This is a genomic window from Parolsenella catena, from assembly GCF_003966955.1.
In the GTDB taxonomy this organism is placed as follows: domain Bacteria; phylum Actinomycetota; class Coriobacteriia; order Coriobacteriales; family Atopobiaceae; genus Parolsenella; species Parolsenella catena.
Genome location: NZ_AP019367.1, coordinates 797,534 through 813,231 on the forward strand (window position 1 = coordinate 797,534; position 15,698 = coordinate 813,231).

Consider the following 15,698-nt stretch of genomic DNA (forward strand, 5'->3'; position numbering starts at 1 on the left):
TAAGCTCATGCGTTGAGGGTAATATAAGCAACATCTGTGCATCGACTGCAGTCGAGAGGAAGTCCGTGGCAACGAGTAAGAAGACCAAGAACGATACGAAGCTCTCCTCCGAGCTCGAGGGAGCCCTGGGCCAGCTTGTCGAGACCGCAAAGTCCGCGGGGAGCGTCACGGAGGACGACATCCAGATCGCCCTTCGTGAGGTTGACGTCGACGACGACGAGCTCGAGGACCTCTATGGCGCCCTCCGGACCCGTGGCGTGGAGATCGTCGCGGCCGACGAGGAGGATGCCGGCACCGACGAGGACGACGACGAGAACGGCGACGGTGAGTCCCACGTGAGCATCAACTCGCTTGACGACGATGACGAACGCCCCGTCGAGAAGATTCCCGCCATCCCGGCTGCTCCCAAGCGCTCCAAGAAGGGCTCGAGCCTCAAGGCCCGCCGCCGCCAGGACGCCGCCACCGTGATGCTCACGGGCGATCCCGTGCGCATGTACCTCAAGGAGATCGGCAAGGTCGACCTGCTTACGGCCAGCGAGGAGGTCCACCTCGCCATGAAGATCGAGGCGGGCACCGAGGCCGCCGAGAAGCTCGAGGCCCACGAGAACGGCGAGCTCGAGCTCTCTCGCGTCGAGCTTCGTCGTCTCACGCGCGTCGAGCAGATGGGCCTCGAGGCCAAGCAGGCGCTCATCTCGGCCAACCTGCGACTCGTCGTCTCCATCGCCAAGCGCTACGTCGGTCGTGGCATGCTGTTCCTCGACCTCATCCAGGAGGGCAACCTCGGCCTCATCCGCGCCGTCGAGAAGTTCGACTACACGAAGGGCTTCAAGTTCTCCACGTACGCCACGTGGTGGATTCGCCAGGCCATCACGCGTGCCATCGCCGACCAGGCCCGCACCATCCGCATCCCGGTGCACATGGTCGAGACGATCAACAAGCTCGTCCGCGTGCAGCGTCAGCTGCTCCAGGACCTTGGCCGAGACCCGACCCCCGAGGAGATCGGCGAGGAGATGGGCATGAGTGCCGAGCGCGTGCGAGAGATTCAGAAGATCAGCCAGGAGCCGGTGTCGCTCGAGACGCCGATCGGCGAGGAGGAGGACTCCCAGCTCGGCGACTTCATCGAGGACGCCCAGGCCGTTGCGCCTCCCGAAGCCGCGAGCGACTCCATGCTGCGCGAGCAGCTCGACCAGGTGCTCGACGGCCTCGCCGACCGTGAGCGCAAGGTCATCAAGCTGCGCTTTGGCCTGGAGGACGGCCACCCGCGCACGCTCGAGGAGGTTGGCCGCGAGTTTGGCGTCACGCGCGAGCGCATTCGCCAGATCGAGTCCAAGACGCTCGCCAAGCTGCGTCACCCGAGCCGCTCCGGCAAGCTCAAGGACTACATGGCCGAATAGGGCTTCTTCAGCTGCTTGAAACATTTGTTTGCTACCATGACCCTGCGGACTTTGGCCGCGGGGTCATTTGCTAGGGGGAATCATGAGGAATCGCCGAACCGTACTGCCCGTTCTGTGTGCCGTTCTCGCCGTCGTGGCGCTGCTGCTCGTTGGCTGTGGTGGTTCTGACTTCTCGTCATCAGACGGACAGGCCATCAAGGACGACGTCTCAAGCCGCCTCGATGAGCTCAAGTCCGGCAGCGGCGACTCCGTCCAGCTCGTGGAGGACACGCTTTCGGGATATGTGGGGTCCCAGCTTGATGACATGGGCCTCTCGGCCTCCGACGTCGTGACGACCTACCTGCAGGGCTTTGACTATGAGCTGGGCGATGTCACAGGCTCGGGCGGCAGTGCCACCTGCAAGGTCAAGCTCACGTGCCGCTCGGTCACTGAAATCGTGGCCGACTTCCAGGCGAGGTCGAAGGGCTTGAGCGGGTCCGATGCCGGTGCCGTGCTGCTCCAGTGCATCTCGGACGCACCGCTCGAGAGCGAGGAGGCAGACGCCTACTGCCAGAAGGGCTCCGACGGTACATGGAACTGTCTTGACGGCCTCAAGAAGGCCCTCATCAAGCTCTGCTTCTAGCTGGCCAGGTCGCACGTCAGCCTTCGCTACATGCCCTGAAAGTCCGTCTGCCTCAGGGCCTCGTAGAGCACGATGGCCGCGGAGTTGGAGAGGTTGAGCGCGCTGATGCGGTAGTCGTCTGGGTCAACGAAGTTGCCGCAGACGTCCTGGCGCAGCGCCTCGTGGGATTGCTCGCGCCCAACGCGTGCCGCCCATTCGCCGGCGTCCTTGAGCGTTGTCGCGTCAGGCAGCATGGGAATGCGCTCGCACCTGCTTGCCGCGCGGGCGAGCAACTCCTCCGGCAGACCCGTGGACTCCTTGCCGAACACGAGGAAGTCGCCGTCCGCATAGGTTGCCTGCGCATAGGTCTTGCGGGCCTTCTTCGTGAGCAGGTGCAGGCGCTCGTCCGTCTCGCCTAGCCCGTTTTGCGCGAGAAACTCCTCCCAGCCCGCGTAGGTCGTGACGTCCAGGCTGTGCCAGTAGCCAAGGCCGGCGCGCCTGAGCATGTCGTCTCCGAGCGAGAAGCCGAGTAGCCCGATGAGGTGGAGCCTAGAGCCGGTGACGACGCACGTTCGCCCGATGTTTCCCGTGTTGGAGGGGATCTCTGGCTCAAAGAGCACGACGTTGAACATGATTCACTCCATAAAATGGCTGGTAGATTAGCAAAATAGTTATTGTCCACAATGGCTGATATGTTCTCGAGTATACGCCGCGTGCGGCAGCTGGCGAAAAGGGAGCCGAGTACGGGTGACTTCCTCAAGCGCCACCGCAAGGCCCATCGGTTTCGTTCCGCTTGCGGCCTGGCTCGCGCTTGGTTGCCCCGCCCTCAAGGCGATAGGCCCGCTCGTGGGCAAGTTCGTTGGCTTCTCCGTGTTCGTTGCCTATGTCATGCTCGTTGTTCCTGCGGCCATGGGCCATGTGGCGGGCCGATTGCGCGAGAGCTGCTGGCGCTGCATGGAGCTGATGCGCCCTAGGGATCTAGTAGCTCACCTGGCAGGGGATGCCCAGGGCACGCACGCGCTCGGCGATGCCATCGAGGATCGCGGGTGATGCCTTCTCGAGTCCCGGGACCGGAGTGTCACGTGCCACGGTGTAGATGGTGACCTCTTGGGGGCGGATGCGCTGGAGGGCGTCAAGCCAGGGTCCCACGTAGCGCTCGCCGGTGTTGTCGAGATTGTGTCCGTCGAAGCTGCCCGTGAGAAACATCGTCTGGACGATGACGTGACCGCCAAAGCTCGCGAATGTCTCGATCTGGTGCTCCACGTCATAGGGACCGACGGGCCTGTCGAGCAGCTGGATGTAGGACCGGTCTGCCGTGTCGAGCTTGAGGATGTTGTCGTCCACGAGCATGAGCGCGTCATGGACGGCTGGAACGTCCGCCCTCGTGCCGTTTGAGAGCACGGCGATCCTGCAGCTGGGCGCAATCTCGTCGCGAAGCCTCACGGCTCCGGCGACTGCCTCGGGAAACTCGGGCGCCGCCGTGGGCTCGCCGTTGCCGGCGAACGTGATGACATCGGGAAGCTCGCCTGTCTTGCGCATCTCGAGCAGCGAGCGCTCAAGGCTGGCGAGGACGGTCTCGGCCGTGTTGTGCCGCTGGGCGCACCTGCGCTCGGCGTTGAGGCCGTTCTCGCAGTAGAGGCAGTCGAACGTGCAGATCTTGCCCGCCGCCGGCATCATGTTGACGCCGAGCGAGAGGCCCAGCCTGCGGCTTCGGACGGGCCCAAAGACGGGGCTGTCGTTGAGAAACGTTGGCATGGGGCTCCTCTCGTCTGGGCAAACACGCTCATTTTCACACATACATGGCGTCGAGTCGCCTCGCACTCGCGTCAAGTGGCCGTTCTGGGTGAGCGCGACGGGCGACGAGGAGCTCGAGCGCGACCTTGAGTCATGGCGCGAGCTGTATCGGGGCCAGGACGAGCGCTGCCGGGCGGAGCAGCACATCTAGTCCACTCGGGTCACGACGCCCGTCTCGTAGTCGATGGCATAGCCCTTCGCGGCGTTGTAGACGATGAGCTCCATGTCAACGGTGCCGTCCGAGGAGAACATGTCCACGATGACGGCGCGCGGTATCCGCTCGCCGCCCTCGTAGAGTGGCAGCGCGGAGTAGTAGAGCGTGCCGTCATCGTGCTTGTCGAGCCAATCCCTGGCAACCTGCTCGCCGTAGGCCATGCCACCCTCGTTGTCGTTGCCGCTGGCATTCTGCATGCGGGAACCCGTCACGAGGTTCTCGCGCGCGGGGTCTCCGCCAAGGCTGTCGGCGAGCAGGTGGGATCGGTTCCAGAAGCGTCCCCTGTATGTGCTTCCGTCGGGAGTCTCGATGCTGACCTTGGGGTTCTCGTCCGGCCAGCCTACCGGATCGACCTCGATGTCCTGCCTTCCCCGCTGCCTTGCCCGCTTGCGGCTCTCGTGCGTGAGGCTGGCGGCCACAAGGCCCGGACGCCCGAGCCCGTCGAGAGGGGAGTAGCTTATCTCGCCCGCCTCGAGCGCCTTGCGCACCTGTGCCGGTCCTGCCTCGAGCACGTAATCTGGGGCTGAGGCCTCGTCCCAGCTCTGCCAGCCGTCGGGAACGGAGGCCTGCGCGGTGGTGGGGGACTCGACTGGGTCGACTCGGGCCGTGGTGGCTGGCAGGCCTGCACCCAGCGCCTGCCATGCGAGCGCTATGCAGACGAGGACGGCAGACCCGTTTTTTGCCGCTGCCCGGCTTGCTGCGTTGTGTCTGGCCATGTCCTTTGCTCCTCACCTGCGCCTGCACGCATTCCATTGTGGCAAATGGGGGGGGCTGAAGGTGCCGCTTACCAACCAATCTGGTTCGTCTGTCGGCCGTCGCGTCGTCGAGAAAAACGGTCGTGCAAAAATTAGTCAAAATTCTTGGTTGCATGCGCGCGCACTTTCCGTATACTAGTTTTCGCACGCAAGGAGCAAGCAACGAGCTCCTGACAGCAGAATTCCTCGATAGCTCAATGGTAGAGCCCGCGGCTGTTAACCGCGTTGTTGTAGGTTCGAGTCCTACTCGAGGAGCCAGAATTTGATGACCCCGTTGGTTCTGCCAGCGGGGTTTTGTTTTGCCCATGATGTGCCCGTCCGTGCGTCGGGCTTGCGCTGCGGGAGGTCCCCATGTTTGTCTATGTCGTCACTGCGCTTGTCGCCATCGCGGCGGTGACCGTGGCGCAGCATGTCGAGGGTCTCGGCCGCCGGGGAGCCGACGCGCTCTGGTTCGTTGCGTTCGTGGCGCTGCTCGTTCCCGCCGCGCTTCGCTATGACATCGGGGTCGACTACTCCGCCACCATGGATTCCGCCGGCTACCTTGGCTATTGGCAGCTCTATCACCTCTATGCGAGCGAGCCGCCCGCGCCCGGCATGGACCCTGGCTTCTATCTGCTCATTCGCCTTCTCAACCTGTTTACGGACAACCCACAGTGGATGTTCGCGTGTCTCTCGGCGGCAACCTATGCGCTCGTGCTCAGGGCCTGCAGGCGCGTCTCGCCTGCGCCCGCGCTTTCGGTTGCCCTGTTCGTCCTTGCCGGCTTCTACTTTGAGACGTACAACATCGCCCGGCAGTGGTTTGGCATCGCCTGCGTCCTCAACGGCCTGGAGTGGGTCGGCGCTGAGGACGGGGAAGAGCCGGGCGCCAGGCGTCGAGCGTTTGGCCGTTATGCCCTTTGGGTGCTGCTGGGGGCCAGCATGCATCTGAGCTGCCTCATGTGGCTTGCCCTGTGGCCCCTCTTGCGGATCGGGATGACGCCCGTGCGTTCCTGCGTTGTTCTTTTGGGCGTTATCGCGCTTGCCTTCGCGGGCGTTCACGTGGCCCAGCTGCTCTTCTCGGGCACGCGCTTTGGCCTGTACCTTGACCCCTCGAGCAGCGTCTACGTTGGGCCAAATCCGCGGCTCAATGCCATCGTGACCTCTGGCATGACGTGGGCGTTCGCGCTTGTGGCGTCGCGATTCGCAGGCAAGCCCATCGGCCGCATCGCCTCTGCCCTGCTCGCGTGCGCCACGCTCGCGTTTGCGCTGAACATCTCGGCGGCGTTCCTGCCTTTCATCATCGACCGCGTGGCCCGCTACTTTGTGCCCGCGCTCATACTGCTCATGCCCATGGCGCTTGACTGGCTGCCGGCTGGGCGTCTGCGCCGTTCCTGCGCGGCTATCGTGCTCGTTGCCTGGATTGCGGCAACCTACGTCCAGGTTATCGCGGGCGGGCAGTATGGCGTGGTGCCGTATCAGTCAGTATTTGATGAGCGTGCGGTGGAGGGCACCCTCTCCTAGCGCCGCGCTGCTATCATTTAGAGCTTGAGACGCCGCAAGATATGCGGCCGTCTCGAACGCGCCCCGCGCGTCATCTGACGGACCGTCAAGGAGACCGAATTGTCCCAAGACCAGACCGTGGCCGGCCAGGCCACCGTTCCCGCCTCGGAGGCCTACGCAAAGACCGGCCGGGCCAAGGAGAAGTTCATCCTCGCGCAGCTCGTGGGCAAGGACTTCAAGCGCAAGTACCGCCGCAGCGTTCTCGGCGTCGTGTGGAGCGTGCTCAACCCGCTGCTCATGATGGTCGTCATGTCGCTCGTGTTCTCGTTCTTCCTGCGCTATGACAACATGGAGCACTACCCGCTCTACCTCATCCTCGGCAACGTCATCTGGACCATCTTCGCCGACTCCACCAACCAGGGCGTCACCTCGATCCTTGACGCGGCCCCGCTGCTCAAGAAGGTCCGCATCAACAAGACGGTCTTTCCCGTGGAGCGCGTGCTGTTCGCGCTCGTGAACTTCGCCTTCTCGCTCATCGCCGTCGTGATCGTCATGCTGTGGGAGGGCGTCCTTCCCACCTGGACGGTCATACTGCTGCCGGTGCTGCTCGTGCTCCTCATGGGCTTCTGCATCGGCATGAGCCTGCTGCTCTCGTCGCTGGCCGTCTTCTTCCGTGACATCATCCACCTGTGGAGCGTCGTGATCCTCGCGTGGAGCTACGTCACGCCGCTGTTCTGGCCGGTGAGCATGATCGCCCAGGTGCCGTATGCCTTCATGCGCGTCATCATGCTTGCCAACCCCATGTACAACTACGTCGCGTTCATGCGCATGATCCTGCTCAACGGACAGCCGCCTGAGCTCATCACCGTCGCCATGTGCGTGTTCTGGGCCGTCTTCATGCTCGCCGTTGGCTATGCGGTCTTCCGCAAGCTCCAGCGCAAGTTCATCCTCTACATCTAGTCTGAGCCGAAAGGCTGGTTAATCCCCATGGCAGTCAAGACTGACACCACGAACTCCGAGGACTATGCCATCGAGGTCAACGACGTCTCCATGATCTTCAACATGGCAAGCGAGCGCCTCGACAACCTCAAGGAGTACTTCATCAAGCTCGTCAAGCACGAGCTGTTCTTCGAGGAGTTCCACGCCCTCAAGCACGTGAGCTTCAAGGTGCGCCGTGGCGAGGTCCTCGGCCTCGTGGGCACGAACGGCTCGGGCAAGTCCACGATGCTCAAGATCATCGCCGGCGTGTTGGAGCCCAGCGAGGGCAGCGTTCGGGTTCACGGCAACATCGCGCCGCTCATCGAGCTCGGCGCCGGCTTTGACATCGAGCTCACGGCCCGCGAGAACATCTACCTCAATGGCGCGCTGCTTGGCTATACCAAGGAGTTCATCGACGCGCACCTCGATGACATCGTCGACTTCGCCGAGCTCAGGGACTTCATGGACATGCCGCTCAAGAACTACTCGAGCGGCATGGTCGCGCGCATCGCCTTCGCCATCGCCACAGTCGTGGAGCCCGACGTCCTCATCGTGGACGAGACGCTCTCCGTGGGCGACGTTTTCTTCCAGGAGAAGTGCGAGCGCCGCATCCGCGAGTTCATCGAGAGCGGGCGCGTCACCGTGCTGTTCGTGAGCCACTCGCTCGAGCAGGTGGAGCGCCTGTGCACGCGCTGCGTCTGGATCGAGAAGGGCGAGCAGCGCATGATCGGCGACACCGACGATGTCTGCCAGGCCTACCGCAGGCAGTTCAACTAATGGGCGCCGAGAATGGCGCGTCCCCAGCGCGCAAGAGGAGCGTCGCGGCCGTCGTCGTGACGTACAACCGCAAGGAGCTTTTGCTCGAGTGCCTCGACTGCCTTGCGGCCCAGGACCTCGGCGGGCTTGGGGACGCCTACGAGCTCTCTGTCATCGTCGTTGACAACGCGAGCACGGACGGCACGCAGGAGGCGCTTGCGCCGCTCGTTGCCAGCGGCCGCCTCGTCTATCACAACACGGGGGAGAACCTCGGTGGTGCCGGTGGCTTCAACTTTGGCATGCGCGTTGCGGTCGAGGCGGGGTATGACTTTGTCTGGGTCATGGACGATGACTGCATGGCCCACTCCGACACCCTGCGCGAGCTGTTGCTCGCGGGCGAGGGGCTTGACGGCGACTACGGGTATCTCACGAGCGTGTGCCTGTGGACGGACGGCAATCCCTGCACGATGAACCGTCAACGGCATCCGCTTCACACCACGATCGAGGACTTCACACCCGAGCTGCAACCCTGCACGCTCGCCTCGTTTGTGTCGCTGTTCGTTCCGGCGGACGTCATTGCCGAGCTGGGGCTTCCCATCAAGGACTTCTTCATCTGGACGGATGACTGGGAGTTCACGAGGCGCGTGTCTCGCGTCCATCCGTGTTATGTCGTGGGCACGAGCGTCGTGACGCACAAGTGCAAGGTCAATGGCGCGGGCAACATCGCGCTCGACTCGGGCGAGCGCATCGGCCGGTTCCGTCTGGCGTATCGCAATGACATCGTGCTGTACCGCGGCGAGGGCCTCGCTGGTTATGCTTACGTCATCGCCCGAGACCTCAATCACCTCGCGCGCATCGTCCTCGAGGCGAAGGGGCGTAAGCTCGAGCGCGCTCGGGCCGTCGTCGGCGGCACGCTCGAGGGCCTTCGTTTCCATCCCCAGATCGAGTACGTGAGACGTCCTGAGAAGTAACGTCTCACGCCTGTGCGTAACTAAATGGCGAAAGCCTAGGTAAAGTGAGGGGGCGACCGCATGCTCGCGATCGCCCCCTCTGTTGCTCATCGTGTAGTCGGGCTCGCTACTTCATTCCCAGGTAGCCACGCCACCAGGCGTCGCTCGTCATCTTCGGGAAGGCGTCCGCATAGGCGGCCGCGACCTTCTCGTGCTCGAGCTGCCAGCGACGCTTGAGCGTGCGCTCGCGCTCGATGATGCGGTGGTTTCGCTCGCGGTCCATGCGGCGGACCGCGGCCTTCTCGCCGGTGACGTCAAGCACGAGCACCGTCTTGCGCGCAACTGTGTCGTTGTCGTAGACGCAGGGGCCCGTCGTCTGCATGTGGCCGGGGGCCTTTCTGAGCAGGGCATCAGGCAGCAGGTGCTTGTCATAGGGGATCGACTTGCGAAGCTTGCCGGCGATGCCTATGGCATGGTGGGGCTCAGGGTGGATGGCGTCGAGGTCCGCGGAGTCGAGCAGCTCTGGGTCAACCTCCGACAGTGGCACGAACTTGTCGTTGAGCTGGGCGTTCTTGCGCATGAGGGCGCTGCCGTCCACCTCCATGAGCCACTCGGGTCCGCGCAGGTAGTCCTCGACGCCCTGGAGCAGCAGCTCGGCGGCGCCATACTCCAGCTCGCGGCGGCGTAGCATGACGTTTCTCCACACGCGCGTCATGAACAGCTCGGTGTTCACGAATCCGTCGCATGCGGCCATGACGAGGAAGTTGCGCACGTACTGGTAGCAGTCCACCGAAGCGCGAGGACGGCCCTCGAAGCTCTCGTGCCACACGCAGATTCCGTTCATCGTCATGTAGGTGGGGTTGGATCGCAGTCCGTACTCCACGTCGTCGCAGCGCACGAACACCGGCAGCGGCAGGCCCTTCTCGCGGATGTTGGCCACGGGGATGCACGAGAACCACCAGGCGCCGTAAGCGTGCTCCACCTCGACGTTCTCGCGCTCGTTCGCCACGACGTCAGCCAGGCGGTCGACGTAGTGGTCGGGCTTGAGCTTTGCGTACTTGCCGCTGCGCAGCACGTGGCTCACGTCTTCGAACAGGCGCGTGGGCTGCTCGACGGAGAGCATGGCGCCGTTCACGAAGGCGTTCGCGTACTCGTCTGTCGCAAGCGCGAGCAGGTTGTAGGTGCGCTTGATGCTCTCGGGGAACACGTGCACGTCGTCGTCCATGAGGATGACGTGCGTGAAGGGCTGCTCGGAGTCGAGCGCGGCAAGCATGCCGCGGGCAAATCCGCCGGCGCCGCCCACGTTGGCGTTGGGAATCACGGTCACGAGCTCGTCGCTGAGTGCCGCAGCGTCAAGCGTGGAGCCGTTGTCGACGACGAACATGTGGAAGTTGTCGTGGATGGGGCCGTCGTCGCCCGCCACGCTCGAGCGCATGAGCTCGATGTTGGGGACGATGTAGTGCTCCTTCTTGAACGTCGTCGTGGACAGCGCGATGCGCACGGGGCGCACGCGCGCATCGTCAACGCGTGCCGAGTAGCTGCCAGAATGGAGGAGCGTGCGGCCGGCGGGAAGCAATTCGAAGGCCACGAGGTCCATGCCGGCGGCGTCAATCGTGGCGCTCACCCGGGCGTGACCGCCCTCCTCGGGCTTGATGGAGAGGCGGTCGAGCTCGACCGTGCTCTCCGCGTCTGCGCGCGCACCCGCGGGCAGTCCCTTGATGACGACCTCGCAGGCGTCTCCGGACAGCTCGAGGGAAAGCGTCACCTCGTGGATGCCGCAGTACTTGGCCCACTTGCCCGTCGAGCAGGCGTTGAGGAAAGTCATGAAGTCGGTGGGCTCGTCGACGACGAGGGCCTGCCGCGCGTCGTCATAGGCGAGCGGAGAGGAGCAGAATGCGTAGAGCTCGTCATGGCCCGTCAGGTGCTCTGCAGGCTTGAGCAAGACGTTAGAGAGCTTGTGCTCGATCATGTGCACTCCTGTGCGTTGAGCCGAGTGGATTTCGAATCTCGGCGTTGTTCTTGTCGCTGAGTAGTATAGTGGTCAAGACCTTTAAGACGGTGCGGGACACCGGCAAGGATCGAGCGCATCGGCGTAACACATATGAGACCTTCACCAGACGTCCCGGGCCGCACTAGGCACAGGCGTCTTTTTTTGTGAAGGGAGCCACATGGAACAGATCGCACCCAAGGCGACCATCATGGACGGAGCGGCGATGGCGCGAGCCCTCACCCGCATCGCCCACGAGGTCATCGAGAACAACGAGGGGGCTGGCAACATCGCCCTCGTCGGCATCGTGCGTCGCGGCGCAAACATCGCCGAGGAGCTCGCCGATGAGATCGAGGCCATCGAGGGCATTCGCCCGCCCGTGGGCAAGCTCGACATCAGCTTCTATCGTGACGACGTGACGCGTCGTGTCGCGCCCGTCATCCACAAGACCGAGATCAACTTCGACGTCGACGGCAAGGACATCGTCCTCGTCGACGACGTGCTCTTCTCCGGCCGCACCGTCCGCTCGGCGCTCGACGCCCTCATGGACTTTGGCCGACCCGCCACCATCCAGCTCGCCGTCATGGTCGACCGCGGCCACCGCGAGCTGCCCATTCGTGCCGACTACGTGGGCAAGAACGTCCCCAGCTCCCACGAGGAGGACGTCCGCGTGTTCGTGGAGTCCTTCGACGGCCGCGACGCGGTGGAAATCTGGGACATCGAGGCCGAGAAGCAGGCCATCGCCAACAAGGAGGTCAGTGCCTAAGATGCTTTCCGTACGCAACCTCATCAACACGACGGACCTAACGGCCGACGACATCACGCAGATCCTCGACACCGCCCGCTCGATGGAGGAGATTAACCACCGCACGATCAAGAAGGTGCCCGCCCTGCGCGGCCGCACGATCGTGAACCTGTTCCTCGAGGCCTCCACCCGCACGCGCTCCTCGTTCGAGATTGCCGAGAAGCGCCTCTCCGCGGACTCCCTGAACGTCCAGGGCTCCAGCTCCTCGGTCTCCAAGGGCGAGTGCCTCGAGGACACCATCAAGACGCTCGACTCCTACGGCATCGACATGTTCGTCTGCCGCGCGCGCAACGCCGGCACCGCCGAGCGCATCACCCAGTACACCGACGCGCGCGTCATCAACGCCGGCGACGGCAAGCACGCCCACCCCACGCAGGCCCTGCTCGACCTGTACACGATGCGCGAGCACTTCGGCAAGCTCGAAGGCCTCAAGGTCGCCATCGTCGGTGACCTTCTGCACAGCCGCGTCGTGGGCTCGCTGGCCCCCGCGCTGCGCACGATGGGCGCCAAGGTCACGCTCGTGGGCCCGCCCACGTTCCAGCTTCCCGAGCCCGAGGTCTTCGGCGCCGAGGAGACGTATGACTTCGACTCCGTCATCGAGGACGCCGATGTCGTGTATATGCTGCGCGTTCAGCTCGAGCGCATGGAGGGTGCCACCATCCCCTCTAAGCGAGAGTACAACCGCCTGTGGGGCCTCAACGCCGAGCGTCACGCCCGCATGAAGGAGGGTGCGCTCGTCATGCACCCGGGCCCGATGAACCGTGGCATGGAGATCGACTCGATCCCCGCCGACGCCCAGAACTCGTTCGTGACCCGACAGGTCGCCGCGGGCCTCTACACCCGCATGGCCGAAATGTACCTGCTGCTTGGAGGAGAAGAGAATGCTGCTGATTAAGGGCGCCCACGTCGTTGACCCCCAGATTGGTCTCGACGGTGTCATGGACGTGCTCATCGAGGGCGAGCGCATCGCCAGGGTTGGCGAGCGCATCAAGGCCCCCGAGGGTGCCGAGGTCATCGAGGCCGACGGCAAGTACCTCGTTCCCGGCCTGACCGACATCCACGTCCACTTCCGCGACCCCGGCTTCGAGTACAAGGAGACCATCGAGACGGGCTCCGCTGCCGCCGCTGCCGGTGGCTTCACGGACGTGGCTACGATGCCCAACACCGACCCGGTCGTCGACACGGGCGAGGGTATCCGCTATCAGATCGCCAAGGGCGACGCCTGCGGCCTCGTTCACGTCCGCCCCATCGGTGCCTGTACGCGTGGCGAGAAGGGCGAGGCCCTGGCCGAGATTGGCGATATGGTCGCCGAGGGCGCCTGCATGTTCTCCGATGACGGCCACGGCGTGCAGAGCGCCGGCATGCTCCGTACCGTGATGGACTACGTCCGTCAGTTCGATCGTGCCGTCGCCTGCCACTGCGAGGTCAAGTCCCTGACCGAGCACGGTATGGTCAACGAGGGCCGCGTGAGCACCCGCCTCGGCATCGCTGGCTGGCCTGCCGCCGGCGAGGAGATCGAGATCGCTCGCGATATCGAGCTTTGCCGCCTCACGGGCTGCGCCCTGCACATCTGCCACATCTCCACCGCTCGTGGCGCCGAGCTCGTCCGTGCCGCCAAGGCCGAGGGACTGCCCGTCACGGCTGAGGTCTGCCCGCACCACCTCTTCCTCGACGAGGAGCTTCTCGACGAGACCTACAACACCAACCTCAAGATGAACCCGCCGCTGCGCACCCCTGCCGACACCGCGGCTCTCCGCGAGGGCATCTGCGACGGTACGCTCGACTGCGTCGTCACGGACCACGCACCGCACGCCCTCCACGAGAAGGAATGCGAGTTCGAGATCGCTCCCTTCGGCGTCGTCGGCCTTGAGACGAGCCTCCCGCTCATGCTCACCAACCTTGTTTCCACCGGCAAGATGAGCTGGCAGCGCCTCGTCGAGGTCATGTGCGTGAACCCGCGCAAGGTTGCCCGTCTCGAGGCCGTTAAGGTCGAGGCCGGTTCCCCCGCGGACCTCACCCTTATCGACCCGGCCATCGAGCTCGAGGTCACGCCGGAGCTGTTCTGCGGCAAGCAGCACAACTCCGCCTTCATGGGCGCCAAGCTCACCGGTCGCGCGACGGACACGGTCGTTGCCGGCAAGCACGTCCTGAAGGACTGCAAGCTCGCCTAGTTCCATACGCATGGCGCCCGTCGGTCCGGGGAGGGTCGGCGGGCGTCTTTGGTCGTCGCGTGGCTCGCGACGGCGTTTTGCCCGAAAGGAGAGACATGGCCCTACCAACACCATCGCCGGCGCGCATCCACGACTTCACCGTCGTCTCGAACGAGCCTGTGGCCGAGGGCGTCTATCGCCTCACGATCGAGGCCCCGCGTCTGGCGGCAGCTCTCGAGCCCGGTCAGTTCATGAGCTTCGAGGTCCCCGGCGATACCCGCCAGCTCATTCGCATCCCTCTCTCGTATTCCTCCGCTGATGCCGAGGCCGGCACTGTGACCACGTACTATGCGGTCGTGGGCGATGGCACGCGTAGGCTTTCCGCCATGGGTGCCGGCTCTACCTCGACGGTGCTTGGCCCCGGTGGCCACGGCTGGAGGATGGACAAGGGCGCGAAGAGGGTCCTCGTCGTCGCGGGCGGCATCGGCATCACGCCTGTCATCGCCGCTGCTCGCTTCGCTGCTGACAACGGTGCCGAGGTTGACGCCGTCGTTGGCGCCCTCACTGCCGCCAAGATCTGCGGAACCGACGAGCTCGGGCCGCTGTGCGGTGAGGTCCGCCTCACGACTGACGACGGTACGGCTGGCACGAAGGGGTTCGTGACGGCCGAGGTCGAGCCTATGCTCGCCACGGGTGCGTATGACCTCGTCCTCACTTGCGGTCCCGAGCCTATGATGCGCGCCGTCGCGGCTATCGCCGAGGCTGCCGGCGTCACGTGCGAGGTCTCCGTCGAGCGCATGATGACCTGCGGCTTTGGCGCTTGCAACACGTGCAACGTCGAGACCGTCTACGGCATGATGGGCGCCTGCATGGCAGGTCCCGTCTTCGACTCGAAGGTGGTGGCATGGTGAGCAAGGTGAACATGGCCGTCGACCTCGGCGGCATCAAGATGAAGAACCCGATCAACACCGCGAGCGGCACGTATGGCTTTGGCTGGCAGTTCGAGGGCTTCTACGACGTGAGCCGCCTTGGCGCCATCACGACGAAGGGCTGCGCCGCCGAGCCCTGGCCCGGCAATCCCGCGCCGCGCATGGCCGAGGTCACGAGTGGCATGATGAACTCCGTGGGCCTTCAGAACCCCGGCGTTCGCGGCCTTGTTGACTCCTATGGCGAGTACCTCCAGCAGCTCTCCGACAAGGGCACCCAGGTGATCTGCCAGGTTGCCGGCCATTCCGTTGACGAGTACGTGCGCGCCGTGGACCTGTTCGAGGAGCTTGCGCCCTTCGCCGCCGGTCTCGAGATCAACATCAGCTGCCCCAACATCGCCGCCGGCGGTTGCGCCATGGGCTCCACGCCCGAGGGTGCCGCCGAGGTGATCCGCGCCGTGCGCTCCCACACGAAGCGCCCGCTGCTCGTGAAGATGGCCCCTGCACGCGTCGTCGAGGTTGCCCAGGCCCTCGAGGCCGAGGGTGCCGACGCCCTCACGGTCATCAACTCCATCTCCGGCATGGCCATCGACGTGGACACGCGCAGGAGCCGCCTGTCGCGTCCCACGGGCGGCATGAGCGGCCCGGCCCTGCATCCCATCGCCGTGCGCATGGTGTGGGAGGTTCACAACGCCGTGAACATCCCAATCGTGGGCGTTGGCGGCGTCATGACCGGTCGCGACGCCGCGGAGTTCATCCTCGCCGGCGCCACGAGCGTCTCGGTGGGCATGGCCAATCTCGTTGACCCCACGGCCGCGCCGCGCATCCTCGACGAGCTCACCGAGTGGGCCGAGTCCCAGGGCGTCAGCGACATCAACGAGCTCATCGGCGCCTTCGAGGGATAGGGGA

At 64.6% G+C, this 15,698-nt stretch carries 15 protein-coding genes and 1 tRNA gene; 12 read left to right on the top strand and 4 right to left on the bottom strand.

Annotation, left to right across the window (positions count from 1 at the left end; all coding sequences use genetic code 11):
- The first annotated feature begins 65 nt into the window (after positions 1-65).
- On the top strand, positions 66-1,394 hold the full coding sequence (gene rpoD / locus Pcatena_RS03635) for an RNA polymerase sigma factor RpoD (RefSeq protein WP_232619897.1): 1,329 nt from the start codon (positions 66-68) through the stop codon (positions 1,392-1,394).
- A gap of 82 nt (positions 1,395-1,476) precedes the next feature.
- Complete coding sequence (locus Pcatena_RS03640) at positions 1,477-2,016, top strand: hypothetical protein (protein ID WP_126421708.1); 540 nt, start codon at positions 1,477-1,479, stop codon at positions 2,014-2,016.
- Between the two features lie 26 nt (positions 2,017-2,042).
- Here Pcatena_RS03640 and Pcatena_RS03645 read toward each other — a convergent pair whose 3' ends face one another.
- The 3 genes from Pcatena_RS03645 to Pcatena_RS03655 form a co-directional block, all read right to left on the bottom strand.
- Positions 2,043-2,627 carry a tRNA (cytidine(34)-2'-O)-methyltransferase gene (locus Pcatena_RS03645; RefSeq protein ID WP_126421710.1) on the bottom strand — a complete coding sequence of 195 codons (585 nt, stop codon included), beginning with the start codon at positions 2,625-2,627 and terminating at the stop codon, positions 2,043-2,045.
- Positions 2,628-2,973: 346 nt separating this feature from the next.
- A complete protein-coding gene (locus Pcatena_RS03650) occupies positions 2,974-3,750 on the bottom strand; it encodes a radical SAM protein (protein ID WP_126421712.1) in 777 nt (258 codons plus the stop codon).
- Positions 3,751-3,936: 186 nt separating this feature from the next.
- Positions 3,937-4,719: a DNA/RNA non-specific endonuclease gene (locus Pcatena_RS03655; RefSeq protein WP_126421714.1), complete on the bottom strand. Its 783-nt coding sequence runs from the start codon at positions 4,717-4,719 to the stop codon at positions 3,937-3,939.
- A gap of 222 nt (positions 4,720-4,941) precedes the next feature.
- On the opposite strand from Pcatena_RS03655, the gene Pcatena_RS03660 reads away from it, so the two are divergent.
- From Pcatena_RS03660 to Pcatena_RS03680, 5 genes are all read left to right on the top strand, one after another.
- Positions 4,942-5,016 (top strand) — tRNA-Asn (locus Pcatena_RS03660).
- 93 nt (positions 5,017-5,109) lie between these two features.
- Positions 5,110-6,258 carry an EpsG family protein gene (locus tag Pcatena_RS03665; RefSeq protein WP_126421716.1) on the top strand — a complete coding sequence of 383 codons (1,149 nt, stop codon included), beginning with the start codon at positions 5,110-5,112 and terminating at the stop codon, positions 6,256-6,258.
- Between the two features lie 99 nt (positions 6,259-6,357).
- Positions 6,358-7,197: an ABC transporter permease gene (locus Pcatena_RS03670; protein WP_229059631.1), complete on the top strand. Its 840-nt coding sequence runs from the start codon at positions 6,358-6,360 to the stop codon at positions 7,195-7,197.
- A gap of 27 nt (positions 7,198-7,224) precedes the next feature.
- Positions 7,225-7,992, top strand: coding sequence for an ABC transporter ATP-binding protein (locus tag Pcatena_RS03675; RefSeq protein ID WP_126421718.1), 768 nt, complete (start codon positions 7,225-7,227; stop codon positions 7,990-7,992).
- Entirely contained in the window at positions 7,992-8,942 is a 951-nt protein-coding gene (locus Pcatena_RS03680) for a glycosyltransferase (RefSeq protein ID WP_126421720.1), read from the top strand. Before Pcatena_RS03675 ends, Pcatena_RS03680 begins: the two co-directional genes overlap by 1 nt.
- 106 nt (positions 8,943-9,048) lie before the next feature.
- On the opposite strand, the gene Pcatena_RS03685 is transcribed toward Pcatena_RS03680, so the two are convergent.
- Positions 9,049-10,890, bottom strand: coding sequence for a glycosyltransferase (locus tag Pcatena_RS03685; protein WP_126421722.1), 1,842 nt, complete (start codon positions 10,888-10,890; stop codon positions 9,049-9,051).
- 199 nt (positions 10,891-11,089) lie between these two features.
- Between Pcatena_RS03685 and pyrR the strand changes: the two genes are divergently transcribed.
- The 5 genes from pyrR (at position 11,090) to Pcatena_RS03710 (ending at position 15,694) form a co-directional block, all read left to right on the top strand.
- On the top strand, positions 11,090-11,674 hold the full coding sequence (gene pyrR, locus Pcatena_RS03690) for a bifunctional pyr operon transcriptional regulator/uracil phosphoribosyltransferase PyrR (RefSeq protein WP_126421724.1): 585 nt from the start codon (positions 11,090-11,092) through the stop codon (positions 11,672-11,674).
- A gap of 1 nt (position 11,675) precedes the next feature.
- Complete coding sequence (locus Pcatena_RS03695) at positions 11,676-12,608, top strand: aspartate carbamoyltransferase catalytic subunit (RefSeq protein WP_126423393.1); 933 nt, start codon at positions 11,676-11,678, stop codon at positions 12,606-12,608.
- Positions 12,595-13,884 (top strand): dihydroorotase, encoded by a 1,290-nt coding sequence (locus tag Pcatena_RS03700; protein ID WP_126421726.1) that lies wholly within the window; start codon positions 12,595-12,597, stop codon positions 13,882-13,884. The genes Pcatena_RS03695 and Pcatena_RS03700 overlap by 14 nt, the downstream gene beginning before the upstream one ends.
- 95 nt (positions 13,885-13,979) lie before the next feature.
- Positions 13,980-14,774 carry a dihydroorotate dehydrogenase electron transfer subunit gene (locus Pcatena_RS03705; RefSeq protein ID WP_232619898.1) on the top strand — a complete coding sequence of 265 codons (795 nt, stop codon included), beginning with the start codon at positions 13,980-13,982 and terminating at the stop codon, positions 14,772-14,774.
- Positions 14,768-15,694 carry a dihydroorotate dehydrogenase gene (locus Pcatena_RS03710; RefSeq protein ID WP_126421728.1) on the top strand — a complete coding sequence of 309 codons (927 nt, stop codon included), beginning with the start codon at positions 14,768-14,770 and terminating at the stop codon, positions 15,692-15,694. The genes Pcatena_RS03705 and Pcatena_RS03710 overlap by 7 nt, the downstream gene beginning before the upstream one ends.
- Positions 15,695-15,698: the final 4 nt, after the last annotated feature.

Coding starts and splice junctions, on each gene's coding strand:
- Pcatena_RS03685 (WP_126421722.1), bottom strand. CDS start 10,890: ATGATCGAGCACAAGCTCTCTAACGTCTTGCTCAAGCCTGCAGAGCAC.
- Pcatena_RS03695 (WP_126423393.1), top strand. CDS start 11,676: ATGCTTTCCGTACGCAACCTCATCAACACGACGGACCTAACGGCCGAC.
- Pcatena_RS03710 (WP_126421728.1), top strand. CDS start 14,768: ATGGTGAGCAAGGTGAACATGGCCGTCGACCTCGGCGGCATCAAGATG.
- Pcatena_RS03675 (WP_126421718.1), top strand. CDS start 7,225: ATGGCAGTCAAGACTGACACCACGAACTCCGAGGACTATGCCATCGAG.
- Pcatena_RS03655 (WP_126421714.1), bottom strand. CDS start 4,719: ATGGCCAGACACAACGCAGCAAGCCGGGCAGCGGCAAAAAACGGGTCT.
- Pcatena_RS03705 (WP_232619898.1), top strand. CDS start 13,980: ATGGCCCTACCAACACCATCGCCGGCGCGCATCCACGACTTCACCGTC.
- Pcatena_RS03665 (WP_126421716.1), top strand. CDS start 5,110: ATGTTTGTCTATGTCGTCACTGCGCTTGTCGCCATCGCGGCGGTGACC.
- pyrR (WP_126421724.1), top strand. CDS start 11,090: ATGGAACAGATCGCACCCAAGGCGACCATCATGGACGGAGCGGCGATG.
- Pcatena_RS03640 (WP_126421708.1), top strand. CDS start 1,477: ATGAGGAATCGCCGAACCGTACTGCCCGTTCTGTGTGCCGTTCTCGCC.
- Pcatena_RS03650 (WP_126421712.1), bottom strand. CDS start 3,750: ATGCCAACGTTTCTCAACGACAGCCCCGTCTTTGGGCCCGTCCGAAGC.
- Pcatena_RS03700 (WP_126421726.1), top strand. CDS start 12,595: ATGCTGCTGATTAAGGGCGCCCACGTCGTTGACCCCCAGATTGGTCTC.
- Pcatena_RS03680 (WP_126421720.1), top strand. CDS start 7,992: ATGGGCGCCGAGAATGGCGCGTCCCCAGCGCGCAAGAGGAGCGTCGCG.
- Pcatena_RS03645 (WP_126421710.1), bottom strand. CDS start 2,627: ATGTTCAACGTCGTGCTCTTTGAGCCAGAGATCCCCTCCAACACGGGA.